Origin of the sequence: Leisingera caerulea DSM 24564 (genome assembly GCF_000473325.1) — a bacterium.
GTDB lineage: Bacteria > Pseudomonadota > Alphaproteobacteria > Rhodobacterales > Rhodobacteraceae > Leisingera > Leisingera caerulea.
This window is the reverse complement of sequence record NZ_KI421513.1, coordinates 784,243-799,729: the sequence shown is the minus strand read 5'-3', so window position 1 is coordinate 799,729 and position 15,487 is coordinate 784,243. Positions and strand designations below refer to the sequence as shown.

14 protein-coding genes are annotated in these 15,487 nt (G+C 63.8%); 9 read left to right on the top strand and 5 right to left on the bottom strand.

Annotated features, from left to right (window positions below; genetic code table 11):
- Window positions 1-182: 182 nt before the first annotated feature.
- Together sseA and CAER_RS0111125 are read left to right on the top strand one after the other, a co-directional pair.
- Window positions 183-1,037: a 3-mercaptopyruvate sulfurtransferase gene (sseA, locus tag CAER_RS0111130; RefSeq protein ID WP_027235434.1), complete on the top strand. Its 855-nt coding sequence runs from the start codon at window positions 183-185 to the stop codon at window positions 1,035-1,037.
- Window positions 1,037-2,221, top strand: coding sequence for an amino acid aminotransferase (locus CAER_RS0111125; protein ID WP_027235433.1), 1,185 nt, complete (start codon window positions 1,037-1,039; stop codon window positions 2,219-2,221). Before sseA ends, CAER_RS0111125 begins: the two co-directional genes overlap by 1 nt.
- A 72-nt stretch (window positions 2,222-2,293) precedes the next feature.
- On the opposite strand, the gene CAER_RS0111120 is transcribed toward CAER_RS0111125, so the two are convergent.
- The 3 genes from CAER_RS0111120 to CAER_RS0111110 all read right to left on the bottom strand — a co-directional run bounded on the left by CAER_RS0111120 (window position 2,294) and on the right by CAER_RS0111110 (window position 5,295).
- The gene (locus CAER_RS0111120; protein ID WP_027235432.1) at window positions 2,294-3,160 is read right to left on the bottom strand and encodes a sulfotransferase domain-containing protein; all 867 of its coding nucleotides are present in this window, start codon (window positions 3,158-3,160) and stop codon (window positions 2,294-2,296) included.
- A 435-nt stretch (window positions 3,161-3,595) separates the two neighbouring features.
- Complete coding sequence (locus tag CAER_RS0111115; RefSeq protein WP_027235431.1) at window positions 3,596-4,930, bottom strand: ammonium transporter; 1,335 nt, start codon at window positions 4,928-4,930, stop codon at window positions 3,596-3,598.
- A 26-nt stretch (window positions 4,931-4,956) separates the two neighbouring features.
- The gene (locus CAER_RS0111110) at window positions 4,957-5,295 is read right to left on the bottom strand and encodes a P-II family nitrogen regulator (RefSeq protein WP_027235430.1); all 339 of its coding nucleotides are present in this window, start codon (window positions 5,293-5,295) and stop codon (window positions 4,957-4,959) included.
- 269 nt (window positions 5,296-5,564) lie between these two features.
- On the opposite strand from CAER_RS0111110, the gene CAER_RS0111105 reads away from it, so the two are divergent.
- On the top strand, window positions 5,565-7,778 hold the full coding sequence (locus CAER_RS0111105) for a transglycosylase domain-containing protein (protein WP_027235429.1): 2,214 nt from the start codon (window positions 5,565-5,567) through the stop codon (window positions 7,776-7,778).
- A gap of 172 nt (window positions 7,779-7,950) precedes the next feature.
- Here the strand turns inward: CAER_RS0111105 and CAER_RS0111100 are convergent, their stop codons facing one another.
- Together CAER_RS0111100 and CAER_RS0111095 are read right to left on the bottom strand one after the other, a co-directional pair.
- Complete coding sequence (locus tag CAER_RS0111100) at window positions 7,951-8,538, bottom strand: MlaC/ttg2D family ABC transporter substrate-binding protein (protein WP_027235428.1); 588 nt, start codon at window positions 8,536-8,538, stop codon at window positions 7,951-7,953.
- Between the two features lie 2 nt (window positions 8,539-8,540).
- Window positions 8,541-9,293, bottom strand: coding sequence for an MlaA family lipoprotein (locus CAER_RS0111095; RefSeq protein WP_245597355.1), 753 nt, complete (start codon window positions 9,291-9,293; stop codon window positions 8,541-8,543).
- Between the two features lie 188 nt (window positions 9,294-9,481).
- On the opposite strand from CAER_RS0111095, the gene CAER_RS0111090 reads away from it, so the two are divergent.
- The 6 genes from CAER_RS0111090 to CAER_RS0111065 all read left to right on the top strand — a co-directional run bounded on the left by CAER_RS0111090 (window position 9,482) and on the right by CAER_RS0111065 (window position 15,483).
- Window positions 9,482-11,215, top strand: a complete 1,734-nt coding sequence (locus CAER_RS0111090; RefSeq protein ID WP_027235426.1) for a type I secretion system permease/ATPase — start codon at window positions 9,482-9,484, stop codon at window positions 11,213-11,215.
- The gene (locus tag CAER_RS0111085) at window positions 11,212-12,516 is read left to right on the top strand and encodes an HlyD family type I secretion periplasmic adaptor subunit (protein ID WP_027235425.1); all 1,305 of its coding nucleotides are present in this window, start codon (window positions 11,212-11,214) and stop codon (window positions 12,514-12,516) included. The genes CAER_RS0111090 and CAER_RS0111085 overlap by 4 nt, the downstream gene beginning before the upstream one ends.
- A gap of 197 nt (window positions 12,517-12,713) precedes the next feature.
- Window positions 12,714-13,172: a RidA family protein gene (locus CAER_RS0111080; RefSeq protein ID WP_027235424.1), complete on the top strand. Its 459-nt coding sequence runs from the start codon at window positions 12,714-12,716 to the stop codon at window positions 13,170-13,172.
- A complete protein-coding gene (locus tag CAER_RS0111075) occupies window positions 13,169-13,942 on the top strand; it encodes a glycerophosphodiester phosphodiesterase family protein (protein WP_027235423.1) in 774 nt (257 codons plus the stop codon). Before CAER_RS0111080 ends, CAER_RS0111075 begins: the two co-directional genes overlap by 4 nt.
- A 48-nt stretch (window positions 13,943-13,990) precedes the next feature.
- Window positions 13,991-15,178 carry a GNAT family N-acetyltransferase gene (locus CAER_RS0111070; protein ID WP_027235422.1) on the top strand — a complete coding sequence of 396 codons (1,188 nt, stop codon included), beginning with the start codon at window positions 13,991-13,993 and terminating at the stop codon, window positions 15,176-15,178.
- On the top strand, window positions 15,175-15,483 hold the full coding sequence (locus CAER_RS0111065; RefSeq protein WP_027235421.1) for a 4a-hydroxytetrahydrobiopterin dehydratase: 309 nt from the start codon (window positions 15,175-15,177) through the stop codon (window positions 15,481-15,483). The genes CAER_RS0111070 and CAER_RS0111065 overlap by 4 nt, the downstream gene beginning before the upstream one ends.
- Window positions 15,484-15,487 lie beyond the last annotated feature (4 nt).

Genomic DNA, 15,487 nt, shown 5'->3' with positions numbered 1-15,487 from the left:
TCGAATACCGGGCATGGCAATACGCCTCTGCAATAACAAGCTCAAACAATGGTCCCCGTTTATTGCCGGCGCGTTAAAGGCCCGCAAGAATTTTGTAACCGCAGGTAGAGAGCGGGGATACCTTGCACCGCTGTGCTGCCGGATGTACCCATGGCGCTATGTGCAGATAGGGAGACGCTTTGATGCAGGACGATCCGAAGACGCTGGTTTCCACGGACTGGCTGGCCGCCCATCTGAAGGACCCGGATCTGCGGGTGCTGGACGCGTCATGGTATCTGCCGCAACAGGGCCGCGACGCCCGGGCGGAGTATGAGGCCGCCCACATCCCCGGCGCGCGGTTCTTCGACATTGACGAGATTTCCGACAACCGCTCCGACCTGCCGCATATGGTGCCGCCGGTTGAGAAGTTCATGTCCAAGCTGCGCGCCATGGGCGTGGGCGACGGTCACCAGGTGGTGATCTATGACGGCGCGGGCCTGTTTTCGGCGGCCCGTGTCTGGTGGCTGTTCCGGCTCATGGGCCAGACAAATGTTGCGGTGCTGGACGGCGGTTTCCCGAAGTGGCAGGCCGAGGGCCATCCGGTTGAGGACCTGCCGCCGGTGATCCGCGACCGCCATATGACGGTGCGGGTGCAAAATCATATGGTGCGCGACGTGACCCAGGTCTCTGCCGCCGCCAAGCTGGGCGATCATGAGATCATCGACGCCCGCTCCGCTGAACGCTTCCGCGGCGACGCGCCGGAGCCGCGCGAGGGCCTGCGCGCGGGCCACATCCCGGGCTCCAAGAACGTGCCATTCGGCCAGGTGCTTAATGAAGATGGCACCATGAAGGATCCCGAGGGCATTCGCGCCGCCTTTGAAAGCGCCGGTGTCGATTTGAGCAAACCTGCAATTACTTCCTGCGGATCGGGCGTCACCGCCGCCATCCTCAGCCTCGCCCTGGAGCGGACCGGCAAGACCGATCATTCGCTTTATGACGGGTCCTGGGTGGAGTGGGGTGCCTTCCCGACCCTTCCCGTTGCTACCGGAGAGAACTGATGTTCGAGACCCTGAAACCCCAGCCCGCCGACAAGATCCTGGCGCTGATGCAGATGTACCGCGACGACCCGCGCGCGGATAAGATCGACCTTGGCGTCGGCGTCTACAAGAACGCCGAGGGCGTCACCCCGGTGATGCGCGCGATCAAGGCAGCGGAGCACAAGCTGTGGGAAGAGCAGACCACCAAGGCCTATGTCGGCCTGGCGGGCGATCCGGCCTATTCGGACGCGATGATCAAGCTGATCCTGGGCGATGCGGTGGCGCGTGAAAACATCGCGGCGGCGGCCACTCCCGGCGGCACCGGTGCGGTGCGCCAGGCGTTTGAGCTGATCCAGATGGCCAACCCCAAGGCGCGCGTCTTTGTGTCGGATCCGACCTGGCCGAACCACGTCTCGATCCTCAAGTATGTCGGCATCGAAACCGTCGTCTACCGCTACTTCGACCGCGACACCCGCGGCGTGAACTTCGACGGCATGATGGAAGACCTGAAGGGCGCTGAGAAGGGCGACGTGGTGCTGCTGCACGGCTGCTGCCACAACCCGACTGGCGCCAACCTCAATGAGGTGCAGTGGAAAGAGGTCATCGCGCTGCTGAACGAGCGCGGCCTGATTCCGATGATCGACATCGCTTATCAGGGCTTTGGCGACGGTCTGGAACAGGATGCGCTGGGCGTAAGCCTGGTGGCCTCCAGCTGCCCGGAAACGCTGATCGCCGCAAGCTGCTCCAAGAACTTCGGCATCTACCGTGAGCGTACCGGCCTCTTGGTGGCGGTCTCCAACGATACCTCCGCGCAGGCGCTGAACCAGGGCACACTGGCGTTCCTGAACCGGCAGAACTACTCCTTCCCGCCGGACCACGGCGCCCGTCTGGTGACCATGATCCTGAACGACGACGCACTGCGCGCCGACTGGGCGGCAGAGCTGGAAGAGGTGCGCCTCGGCATGCTCGGCCTGCGCCAGCAATTGGCGGATGAGCTGCAGCGGCTGACCGGCTCCGACCGGTTCAGCTTCATTGCCCAGCACCGCGGCATGTTCTCGCTTTTGGGCACCACGCCGGATCTGGTCGAGAAGATGCGGGTCGACAATGGGATCTACATGGTCGGCGACAGCCGCCTGAACATTGCTGGTTTGAATGCACAGACCGTGCCGGTGCTGGCCAAGGCGATTGTCGACGCCGGCGTTTAATGCAGCTCACAAACCTCGGGTTGCGCCTTTTGGCGCAGCCCGCGTGCAGGCTGCACTGTCCCGCGGGGCGGGTTACTTCCAGTCCACATCCTGCCGCCCAATCAAGGTGAATAGTTCTTGGTTGGGCTCGGCATAGACTGCAGCGATTTGCTTCAGGATATTCTCGTCCGGTTTATATTTTTCTAGCGGTGGCCCCTTTAGGATCTTTGAGGCGAACCGCGCGCCACGCTTGAGCGGTTTCACATTCGGAAACGGGTTGAGATAGTTCAGGTAGGCCTGCGAGACCCGGATGGGGTCAAAGGGATTAACTTCCTTTCCTGGGTTCATCTCCGGATGTGCGGGATCAATATCCAGAAACCGGCAGATATCCATCAGAGTCTTATCCGCAGCGCCTTTGATGTCGGTTTCGGTAATGATCACTTTCAAGCGGCTTCGGTCAAACAGCTGATAATAGGCCTCGAGGTGTTTCGCATAAAGCCCCATGTCGATCAGGCCGTATTTCTCACCCAGATGGGCCTTGCGGCCAAAGACAACATCTTCCAAGTCCCAATACGGTGAAAACTGCCCGCTTCTGCGGTAATGGTTGAAAGCCGAGACCAAGCGGTCTACCGGGTCGCGCAGCACAAAGATCAGCTTGACGTTTGGAAGCAGGCCATGAATGGCCTTATGGATGTCTGGAAGATGGGTGCCGAAGCGGCTTTTGTGCGGGGCCGGTGTAATCCACATGTAGTTCGGAGTTTTTTCGCCAATGGCGCGCCGCCCCTTCCCAGGATCGAATTTCCCGCAGTACCAGTCAAAGCCGCGTGCGTAGTTTTCTTTGATATTGAAAAAGTGCAGCTCGCTTCGGGGCAGGTAGGTATCAGGGTGGCGCTTCAGCGCATTCACCAGCCAGGAAGTCGCGGACTTAGGAGCACCGGCAATAATAAAATTGGGTTTCATATCCGAGCCCCCTTGACCCGCCGCGGGATCTGCCCTCTCCGGAATTGCCTGTCAGCAGCCCGTAGCAAGGCCGGATGATCCGTTCCTCAAAAAACTGCCGTGCCTTCGGTCATTCGAAGGAACGGCTGTAGCTAACTTGTAAACCAAGGTCATCGCGCCTCTGGGCCAAAGATATAATGCGGAGCGAATCCGTGACAAGAAATCGGCCGCTGGCTTCATTTCAGGGCCTCTTCGCCAGGAACCGCAGCTTGCATCAAAGGCTTCGGCGGAGCGGCCGGGCTGATCACTTCAAAGTCCGCTTTATACACCGGAAACGTGCTGCCAATCCTTGGCGGATGATCGGTCTAGGGGTTGGGCTGCTGAATTGGTGTCTCGGCCAAATGCAAACGCGGCGCCTGAAGCAGGCGCCGCGCTTTTGGTTCAAGGGCTGTAAAATCAGCTCGGCGAGAACTCCGGGTAGGCCTCCATGCCCAGCTCTGCCATGTCGAGCCCGTTGACCTCATCCTCTTCCTCGACCCGGATGCCCATGGTGGCACGCAGGATGATCCAGACCACGGCCGAGGCAGCGACGGTGAACACACCCACCACGGCGATACCGGTCAGCTGGGTCAGCAGGCTGGCTTCGGGGTTCGACAGCACCACGGCCACGGTGCCCCAGATGCCGCAGATCAGGTGCACCGGGATGGCGCCGACCACGTCGTCGATCTGCAGCTTGTCCAGGAACGGCACCGCAAAGACCACGATCACGCCGCCGATGGCCCCGATCAGGGTGGCCAGGCCCAGGCCCGGGGTCAGCGGTTCGGCGGTGATCGCCACCAGGCCCGCCAGCGCGCCGTTCAGGATCATCGTCAGGTCAGGCTTGCGGAACAAGAGCTGGGTCAGCACCAGTGCCGCCACGGCACCGCCGGCGGCGGCCGCATTGGTGTTGGCGAAGATGCGAGAGATGTCCGCCACGTCGCCAATCGAGCCCATCGCCAGCTGCGATCCGCCGTTAAAGCCGAACCAGCCCATCCACAGGATGAAGCAGCCAAGAGTTGCCAGCGCCAGGTTGGAACCGGGCATAGGGATGGTTTTGCCGTCTTTGTACTTGCCGATGCGCGGGCCCAGGATCAGCGCGCCGGTCAGCGCGGCCCAGCCGCCCACCGAATGCACCACGGTCGAGCCTGCGAAATCCAAGAAGCCCATCTCCTCCAGGAAACCGCCGCCCCACTTCCAGCTGGCCTGGAACGGATAGATTACCGAGGTCAGCACGATGGTGAAGATCAGGAAGGGCCACAGCTTGATGCGCTCGGCCAAGGTGCCCGACACGATCGAGGCGGTGGCGGCGCAGAACATCAGCTGAAAGAAGAAATCCGAGCCGGTGGAGGCGTAGGAATAATCATCTGCCCCTTCTGCGGTGATCCCCACAGCCTCCAGCACACCGGGACCAAAGACGCCGGACAGCACGCCGTCAACTGCCCAGTTGCCTAGCGGATACATCAGGTTATAGCCGATCAGCCAGTAGAAAACCGCCGCCAGCGAAAACAGCGCCATGTTCTTGGTCAGCTGCATGGTCACGTTCTTGGAGCGCACCAGGCCTGCTTCCAGCATGGCAAAGCCCGCCGCCATCCAGAATACCAGGCAGCCGCCGATCAGGAACAGGAGCGAGTTCAGGATGAACACGGTATCGGTCGCCGGGTTCACACCCGGGGCGGGGCCGTCCTGGGCCAGTGCCAGGCCCGGCAGCGCGGTCAGCGCCAGGGCTGCCAAAGGGAGTTTCAGTTGCGTCATATGTCTTTCCTCCGTGCCGGGCGCGCTTACAGCGCCTCGAGGTTGGTTTCGCCGGTGCGCACCCGCACCGCCTGTTCCACATCCAGAACAAAAATCTTGCCGTCACCGATCTTGCCGGTACGGGCGGTCTCGGCGATGGCGCTGACGGCCGCCTCGGCCTGATCCGCGGGCACCACCAGCTCCAGCTTCAGCTTCGGCACGAAATTCACTTCGTACTCGGCGCCGCGGTAAATTTCCGTGTGCCCGGCCTGGGCGCCAAAGCCCTTGATTTCGGTGACCATCAGCCCGCTCACACCCAGCGAGGTCAGCGCTTCGCGGACCTCGTCCAGCTTGAAGGGCTTGATGGCAGCTATGATCAGTTTCATCTCAGCATCCCCTGCATTTGCTTCACGCCGGCCCCATGCCGATGCATTTCGCACTTGCAGCAAAACCGGCGATCCGAGTCTTGCAAAGAAAGGCCCAGCGAGTTTCCGCGCGTCTTTCTGCGAGCGCACAATAATTTTGCGCCTTTTGCCCGGTTCGCTTAAAAACCGGCCATCTGGCAAAAGGGGAAAGGTCCGGATTCTGCCCCTCTACAAACCGCGGCAGGCAGAGTATTGTCGCGGCAAACGGGCAAACCGGGCAGGAAATGACGATGGCTCAAGGATCCGGGCGCAAGCCTCTGGTGGCAGAAAAACGCTATACCGCGGGCGGCAAGGGGAAGCCCTCTGCCGCGAAAAAAACTGCGCGCAAGAAACCCGTGCGCAAGACAAAGAAGCCCGGGCTGTTCGGCCTGTTCGCCCGCAAAAAGACGCGCGCCAGGCCCGCGCCCAGAAAGCGCGGGGTCATCGGCCTGCTGCTGGCGCCCTTTGCCTGGGCGTTCCGGCTGGCTTGGGGCTTTACCTGGCGCATTGGCATGGTGGTCTGCCTGCTGGTCGGCCTGGCGGTGGCCTTTCAGTACGTCAAGCTGCCGGACGTCTCCGCCTATCTGGACGGGCGGGCGCGGGGATCGGTCACGCTGCTGGACCGCGAGGGCGAGGTTTTTGCCTGGCGCGGCGACCAATTCGGCGGTGTGGTGACGGCGGATACCGTCTCGCCGCATTTGAAGAACGCGATTGTCGCGACCGAAGACAAGCGGTTTTACCGCCATTTCGGCATTTCGCCGCGCGGCATCGCCAGCGCCGTGCGGATCAACCTAAGCGAAGGCCGCGGCCCGCTGTCCGGCCATGGCGGCTCCACCATCACCCAGCAGACTGCCAAGCTCTTGTGCCTGGGCCGTGAGTACGACCCGGCCGAATGGAAGAGTGAAAGCGCCTATGAGGCCGACTGCCGCAAAAGCTCGCTGTGGCGCAAGGCGACCGAAGCGGTGTTTGCCCTGGCGCTGGAGGCCAAATACACCAAGGACGAGATCCTCTCGATTTATATGAACCGCGCCTATATGGGCGGCGGCGCCTATGGGGCTGAGGCCGCGGCGCAGCGTTATTTCGGCAAGTCGGCCAACCAGCTGAATCCGGCGGAAGGTGCAATGCTGGCCGGTCTGCTGACCGCGCCGTCCACGCTGGCGCCCACCAATAACCTGCAGCGCTCTCAGGACCGGGCCGCCACCGTGCTGCGGCTGATGCAGGAGCAGGGCTATCTGACCACTGCCGAGATGCAGAAGAACCAGAACAACCCGGCTGGGCTGAGCGAGGCCGCGGCAGCACGGGCAGGCGGCTACTTTGCCGATTGGGTGATGGACACCATCCCGGACTTCCTGGGCGATCAGACAACCGAGGACGTGGTGATCCGCTCGACGCTGGACCAGCGCCTGCAAACGGCGGCTGAAGAAGCGCTGAAGCACGTGTTCGAGAATAAGGTGCGCAAGGGCTCCAAGGCACAGGCGGCAATTGTGGTGATGAGCGCCGATGGCGCGGTGCGCGCCATGGTGGGCGGCCGCAAGACCCGGGTTTCGGGCGTGTTCAACCGCGCTACGCAGGCCAAGCGGCAGACCGGGTCGGCCTTCAAGCCCTTTGTCTATGCGACCGCGCTGGAACTGGGCTACTCGCCTTATGACCGGGTGCTGGACGCGAAATACTGCCTGAACATTCCCGGTTCCGGCCAGTGGTGCCCGGACAACTACACCCGCAAGTTCTACGGTGAGGTAACACTGGCGCGGGCGCTGCGGGATTCCCTGAACGTGCCCGCAGTCAAGATCTCCGAGGCCGTGGGCCGCGACAAGGTGAGCCGGGTCGCCCGGGATTTCGGCATCGACAGCGACCTGGCCGCAGGGCCTGCGCTGGCGCTTGGCGCCTCGGAAAGCAGCCTGCTGGAGATGACCGGGGCCTATGCCGGCATCCTCAACGGCGGCTCCTCGGTGACGCCCTACGGGGTGACCGAGCTGAAGCTGGTCGAGGACAGCAACGCGCTGATGGGCGCCAGCGGCGGCATCGGCGAGCGGGTGATCCGCACCGAGGCGGCGCAGCAGCTGGTCTGGATGATGGAAAAGGTGATTGCCGGCGGCACCGGCCAGCGGGCGCAGATCCCGGGCTGGCAGGCGGCGGGCAAGTCCGGCACAACTTCGGCGGCCAAGGATGCCTGGTTCATCGGCTTCACCGCGGATTACGTGGCTGGTGTCTGGATGGGCTATGACGACAACACGCCGCTGTCCGGTGTGACCGGCGGCGGCCTGCCGGCCGAGATCTGGAAGGAAACCATGGTGCGCGTGCACGAGGGGCTGGAGCCCAAGCCGCTGCCGATGCTGGAACCCGCCCCGATCGCCCCGCCGCCGCAACAGACCCGGCGCGAGCGCCGCCGCCGCCAGGGCCCGAACCTGGGCAAGGAGCTGGGCCGGGCGGTCGACAACATCCTGCGCGACATCCTGGGCAACTGACAGGCCGCTGGCCCGAGGCGCTCCCGCCCGGCTCCGGCCCCAAAGGGAGCCAAGCGACTTTGATGCTGCAGCGGCGGGCGGGTGTGCTCCGCTGGGTGTGGACCGGTACAGCAAGCGCAACAAAAAAGGCTCCCCGCAGGGAGCCTTTTTCAAGTCCAGCGGCGGGGCCGCGTCAGCTCAGCCGTTTCAGCTCTGCAATCAGGGCGTCGATGTCGCCCCGCTTGCTGTCGAGGATTGCGCCGATCTCGGTGCGTTCGGTCAGCAGCAGGTTCACACCCTCGATGAACATGTTGAAGAACAGATCCCGGCCGGAGCGGTCCGACACCAGGAAGGTCACCTCAAACGGCGACTGACCCCTGAGGTAGGCGATGGTGCTCACCTCATACCATTTCTTCACCTTCTTGACGCCCCGCACCTCCAGCTTGCCGCCGATGAATTCGCGGAAGCGCTTGCCGTATTTGCGCGAGATGTAGCCCTGGAAGGCCTTGGAGAACGCCCGTTTCTGGGCGGAGGACGCCCGGCGCCCGTCCGCGCCCAGAGCGTAGGCGGCGATATAGGAAGTGTCGCTGTAGCGCTGAAAAATCCGCTCAAAGTCGCGGTACATCGCGCTCTCGCCCTTGCCGGAGGCGATCACCCGGTTGATGTCGGTGACCAAGCTGTTGATCAGCGTGCTGGCGCTGCTTTCGTTCAGCGCCCACAGGGCTTGCGGCGCCGTGGCCAGCACGGCGCCGGCACCTATCATGAAATTGCGGCGGTCCATCTTCAGAATCCTTCGGTGTTCAGTTCGAACGGGTCGATTTCCTGTATCTCTTCGCCTTCGCCCAGCTCGAACCGGCGGTTCTGCAGATAGATCAGGCGCGATTGCGCATAGCTGTCGGCGCTCTCGTAGAGAATCGAATCGATCGTGTCGGAATAGTTGCCACGATCACCCATGCGGCGCACGATCTCCGCATAAATGCTGATATTGTCGGCAGTATTCTGCTCGACATACCCCAGCGGGTTGGTGAAGAAATCCACCGCAATCCCCGCCGCATCGCGGGAGGTGGAGGGGCCAAAGAACGGCAGTTCGACATAGGCGCCCTCACCAACGCCCCAAACGTGCAGCGTCTCGCCGAAATCGGTATCGACCGGCGGCACATTGAACTCGCTGGCCGGATCGGCCAGGCCCGCAAAGCCCACCGTCGAGTTGATCACGAAGCGCGAGAACGCATTGCCCGCCAGCTTCAGATCGCCCTGCAGCAGCGCGTTGACCATCTGCCCCGGCATCGACAGGTTCTCGGCGAAATGCGAGAAGCTGGTCACCATCGGCGCGGGCACGATCGCCACATAGCTTTTGGAGGCGGGCCGGAACGCCAGACGGTCGACGCCGCGGTTGAACGCGTGAACGGTGCGGTTGGTCTTCTCGTAAGGGTCGAACACTTCCCCGGAGGCCCGGGCGACTGGATCCTGGGTGGCGCAGCCTGCAGCGAAGGCGGCAAAAATCAGCGCAAACAGAAATTTATGCGGTCGCAACATGTAGGGCATTCGGTTAAGTGTCCAATTAATACTGGCGCCGGCGCGTTCGGAGGGCAAATAAGGGTTCTCCCGCCGTTTTCCAGTCTGATTGCATTTTTTTACCTGCTTGTGTCACAACTGATACAACCGAGGACATGATGCAACCCAGCCCTGACCCGAAGCTAAGGAACCACTAGTGCAGTCTGCCCATGAGTAAAAGTGTTTATAAGAATGGCTATGAGGAACTGCGTGCCGTGCGGCGGCAGAGCCGGGACCTCTACTGGTTCACTGGCATTTTCAGTTTCTTCGTGAACCTGCTGATGCTCACCGGGCCCCTGTATATGATGCAGGTCTATGACCGGGTGCTGGGCAGCCGCTCGGAGGCGACACTGCTGGCGCTGTCGCTGCTGGTGGTCTTCCTCTACGGCATGATGGGGCTATTGGACTATGCCCGCGGCCGGATCATGGCGCGGGTGGGCGCGCGGTTCCAGGCGGCGCTGGACAAACGGGTGTTCGACGCGATGATCCGCCGCTCGGCAGTGGCGCAGGACCCGGCCGCGCAAACCGGCCTCAGCGATCTGGAATCGGTGCAGCGGCTGATCTCCTCGCCGGTGCTGACGGCTGCATTCGACCTTCCGTGGACGCCGGTTTTCCTGGCGGGCATTGCCCTGTTCCATCCCTGGCTGGGCCTCTTGGCGCTGGGGGGCGGGGCGGTGCTGGTGATCATTGCCGTCTTCAACCAGCTGTTCACCCGGCTGCCGATGCAGAAGGCGAACATGACCGGCCACAAGGCCAACCTGATGTCCGAGGAAATCCGCAACGAGGCGGAGATGATCCAGTCGATGGGCATGCGCGGGGCCTCCTTCGAGCGCTGGAAACAGGCCCGCGACGCGGCGCTGGCGGACAGCGTCACGGCCAATGACACCGGCGGCGGCTTCACCACGCTGACAAAGACGCTGCGGCTGTTCCTGCAGTCGGCCATGCTGGGGCTGGGCGCCTATCTGGTGCTGCAGGGCGAGGTGACGCCGGGGGCGATGATTGCGGGCTCCATCCTGATGGGCCGCGCCCTGGCGCCGATTGAGCTGGGACTGGGGCAATGGCCGCTGGTGCAGCGGGCGCTTAAGGGCTGGCACAGCCTGGCGGAGCTGCTGGACAAGGTGCCGGAAGAGGATCTGCGCACCGCGCTGCCCAAGCCCAAGGCGCTGCTGGAGGTGCAGGGGCTGGCGGTGGTGCCGCCGGGTAGCAATGCGCCGCTGCTGCGCAATGTGAATTTCCGGGTGCAACCAGGCCAGGCGATCGGCGTGATCGGCCCCTCCGGATCCGGCAAGTCGACGTTGGCGCGGTCGCTCACCGGCGTCTGGCGGCCTGCTGCCGGCTCGGTGCGGCTCGATGGCGCGTCGCTGGACCAATACGCGCCGGACGTGCTGGGCGGGCATATCGGCTATCTGCCGCAGCGGGTGCAGGTCTTTGACGGCACCATCGCCCAGAACATTGCCCGCCTGGACCAGCGCCCGGATGCCGAAAAGGTGGTGGAAGCTGCCCGCAAGGCCGCTGCGCATGAAATGATCCTGAAGCTTCCCGAAGGCTACGACACGCGGGTGAACGCCTCCGGCGGACGGCTGTCGGGCGGTCAGATGCAGCGGGTCGGCCTGGCCCGGGCGCTGTTCGACGATCCGGTGATCGTGATCCTCGACGAGCCGAACTCCAACCTCGACAACGAAGGCTCGATCGCGCTCAACCAGGCGATCAAGCAGATCAAGGCGGAGGGCCGCTCGGTGCTGATCATGGCGCACCGCCCGGCTGCGATCCAGGAGTGTGATATGCTGCTGGTGATCGACAAAGGGACTCAGACCGCCTTCGGGCCCAAGGACAAGGTGCTGCAGGAAATGGTCGCCAACCATCAGAACATCCGCCAGGCCACCAGCGCGGGAGGCGTGCGATGAGCGGCGATGGCACCTGGTCCGCGCGGCGGCCGCTGATTATCGGACTGATCGCGCTTGTGGTGCTGGTGGGGGGCTTTGGCTCCTGGTCGGTGCTGTCGTCGATTTCCGGTGCGGTGGTTGCCTCCGGCCGGATCGAGGTCGACCGCAACCGCCAGGTTGTGCAGCATCTGGACGGCGGCATCGTCGCGGAAATCCTGGTGGATGAAGGCGACACCGTGCAGGAGGGCGACACCCTGATCCGGCTGGACGCCAATGAGCTGACCTCGCAGCTGGTGATCACCGAAGGCCAGCTGTTTGAGCTGATGGCGCGCCGCGGCCGGCTGGAGGCGGAGCGGGACGAGGCTGAAGAAATCACTTTCGATCCTGAACTGCTGAAAGCGGTTGAAACCCAGCCGGATGTTAAGGATCTGGTGGAGGGCCAGCAGCGCCTGTTCCAGGCTCGCAGGGCCACCACGGCCCGCGAGATCGAGCAGCTGGAGAAGCGCCGGGTCCAGATCGAAGAGCAGATACGCGGCATCCAGGCGCAGCAGCAGTCCATGAAGGTTCAGCTGGAACTGATCGACGAGGAACTGAGCAACCAGCAGTCGCTGCTGGACCGCGGCCTTGCACAGGCTGCGACGGTGCTGAACCTGCGCCGCACCCTGGCCAATCTGGAGGGCCAGCTGGGCGAGCTGGTGGCCTCGGAGGCGCAGGCTGAGGGGCGGATCACCGAAATCGACATTGAGATCCTGAAACTGGCCACAGGACAGCGCGAAGAGGCGATCACCCGGCTGCGGGACCTGCGCTCGCAGGAGGTTGAGCTGGCCGAAACCCGCCGGTCGCTGCGGCAGCGGCTGGAGCGGCTGGATATCACCGCGCCAGTGTCGGGGATCGTCTACGGGCTGCAGGTTCAGACGCCGCGCTCGGTGATACGGCCGGCCGATCCGGTGCTGTACCTGGTGCCGCAGGACCGGCCGCTGGTGATTGCGGCGCAGGTGGCGCCGACCGATATCGACCAGCTGCATACAGGCCAGGAAGTGACCCTGCGCTTTTCCGCCCTGGATCAGCGCAGCACGCCAGAACTGTTCGGCCATGTCACCCAGGTCTCGGCGGATGCGTTTGAGGATCAGGGCAGCGGGGCGTCTTATTACCGCGCCGAGATTGAGCTCAATCCCGGTGAGCGCGGCCGCTTGCCTGCCGGCACGGTGCTGATCCCGGGGATGCCGGTGGAAAGCTACATCCGCACCGCCGACCGCTCGCCGCTGGCCTATCTGATCAAGCCGCTGTCCGATTACTTCGTCAAAGCCTTCCGCGAAAGCTGAAGGCGCCCCGGAAACCGGCGCGGAGACCGGCCAAGGGAAACCGGTTTTTCATGGCCGGTTTCCCTGCATGACACCGGCTTCCCTCCACTGCTGCGGCCAAGGGGCGGAAAGGCGCGCGGGGGCTTCGCATTTGCTCTTTCCGAAAGCCGCCGCGCCGGGTAGCGTCCCGGCCAGCAAAGACTCGGAGGAACTCGGCCATGAGCATCGAAGCGAAACTGAAAGAGCTGGGGGTGACCCTGCCTGACGCGCCGGCACCGGCCGCCAACTATGTGCCGTATGTGGTCGCGGGCGATATGGTCTATATCTCCGGCCAGATCCCGTCCGATGAAAACGGGCTGATCACCGGCACCCTGGGCAAAGACATGGATGTCGAGGCCGGGCAGGCCGCGGCCAAGCGCTGCGCTATTGCGCTGCTGGCGCAGCTGAAGGCAGCTTGCGGCGGCGATCTGGACCGGCTGGTCCGTGTCGTCAAACTGGGGGCCTTTGTCAGTTCGACCGCGGACTTTACCCAGCAGCCGCAGGTGGTGAACGGCGCCTCCGACTTCCTGGTCGAAGCGCTGGGTGAGATTGGCCGCCACGCGCGCTCTGCCGTCAGCTCGCCCTCGCTGCCGCTGGGCGTTGCGGTCGAAATCGACGGCGTCTTCCAGATCAAATGAGACCCGGCCTGCCTGCAGCCTTTCTGAGCGTGCCGCTGGCCCATCGGGCCTTGCATGATGCCGCCGACGGGCGCCCGGAGAACAGCCGTGCGGCAATCCGCGCGGCGCTGGCCGCGGGTTACGGGATTGAAATCGACCTGCAGCTGTCCAGCGACGGTTGCGCGATGGCTTTTCACGACGAGAGCCTGGACCGGTTGGCTGAGGCCACCGGTCCGGTCCGGTCGCGCACCTGCGAGGAGCTGCGCGCCGTTCCGCTGAAGGGCGGTGATGGCGAGGGCATTCCAGACCTCGGCGAAGTGCTGGAGCTGGTGGCCGGCCAGGTGCCGCTGCTGATTGAGCTGAAGGATCAGCACGGCCGGATGGGCGTCACTGACGGTGTGCTTGAACAGGCCGTGGCCAAGGCGCTGGCCGGCTACGGCGGCCCGGTGGCGCTGATGTCCTTCAACCCGCATTCGGTCGCGGAACTGGCCCGCCTGGCCCCGGAGCTTCCGCGCGGGCTGACCACCAGCGCCTACGATCCGGCGGACTGGCCGGAGCTGGCCAGGGCGGTGTGCGATGACCTGCGCGCGATCCCGGACTTTGAACGCACCGGATCCAGCTTTATCAGCCACGAAGCCGGCGATCTGGCCCGGCCGCGTGTGCAGGCGCTGCGCAACCAGGGGGTTCCGGTTCTGTGCTGGACCGTGACCTCGCCAGCAGAAGCGGCCGCGGCCCGCGCCTTTGCCGACAATGTGACCTTTGAACAGTACCTGCCGCCGCTAACATCTTGATCAGGCTGGGGGGCACCCCACATCTGTGAAGTGGTGCGGAGGAAAGGCATGTCCCAGGCGCAAATCGAAATCAGGGTGCTGTCGTCGCTGTCGCAGGTCGCGGCGGCGGAGTGGGATGCCTGCGCCTGTCCGGAAGTGGCGGACGGGGGCCGTCCTTACGACCCTTTTACCACCCACCGGTTCCTGAGTGCGCTGGAGGACAGCGGCTCTGTCGGGCCGGGCACCGGCTGGCAGCCGCAGTACCTGACTGCGTATCAGGACGGCCGCCTGATCGCCTGCGCGCCGCTTTATGCCAAGGGGCACAGCCAGGGCGAGTACATCTTTGACCACAACTGGGCGCATGCCTATGAGCAGGCGGGCGGGCATTATTACCCCAAGCTGCAGATTGCGGTGCCCTTCACGCCGGTGACCGGGCGGCGTTTCCTGGTGCGCCCCGGCTTTGACGGCATCGGCCATTCGGCACTGCTGCAGGGCTCCGTGCAGTTGGCGGCGGACAACAACCTGTCGTCGCTGCACGTGACCTTCTGCACTGCGGATGAGGCGCGGCTGGGCGAGGAAATGGGACTGATGCTGCGCACCACCCAGCAGTTCCATTGGCAAAACCAGGGGTACAGCGATTTTGAGGGCTTCATGCGGGCGCTGTCGTCGCGCAAGCGCAAGAACATCCGCAAGGAGCGGATGCAAGCTCAGTGCTTTGGCGGCGAAATCCAGGTCTTTCAGGGCGGCAGCCTGCGGCCCGAGCATTGGGAGGCATTCTGGGAGTTCTACCAGGATACCGGCGCGCGCAAATGGGGATCTCCCTATCTGACCCGGCAGTTCTTTGACATCGCGCACCGCACGCTGGCGCAGGACATTGCGCTGATTCTGGCGTGGCGGAATGGGCGCTATGTGGCAGGGGCGCTGAACTTCATAGGCCGGGACTCTCTGTACGGGCGCTACTGGGGCTGTGTCGAGAACCACCCGTGCCTGCATTTTGAACTGTGCTACTATCAGGCCATAGAATTGGCCATTGCCTTGGGGCTTGACCGGATCGAAGCCGGCGCGCAGGGTGAGCACAAGCTGGCGCGCGGCTATTTGCCGTGCCAGACCTATAGCTTGCACTGGATCGGCGATCCCGGGTTTGCCGGGGCCGTCGGACGCTACCTCGAGGCTGAGCGGGCCGCCACCGAGGAAGAAATCGAAATCCTGACCGAGTACGGCCCGTTCCGCAAAGCGCATGTGGAGGAGCAAGAATGACGGAGAAACTGTCCGACGCCACCCGCGGCCCGCTGCTGGAGCCGCTGTTCGCCACTGGCTGGGAGATGGTGGACGGCCGTGATGCCATCACCAAGACCTTCAAGTTCAGCAATTTCGCCGATGCCTTCGGCTGGATGACCCGCGCAGCGATCTGGGCGGAGAAATGGAACCACCATCCGGAATGGAGCAATGTCTACAACCGGGTGACGGTGGTGCTGACCACGCACGACGTGGACGGCATCAGCTCTCAGGATGCCAAGCTGGCGCGCAAGATGGACGGTCTTTACGGCGAGCCGCAGACCTGAGCTG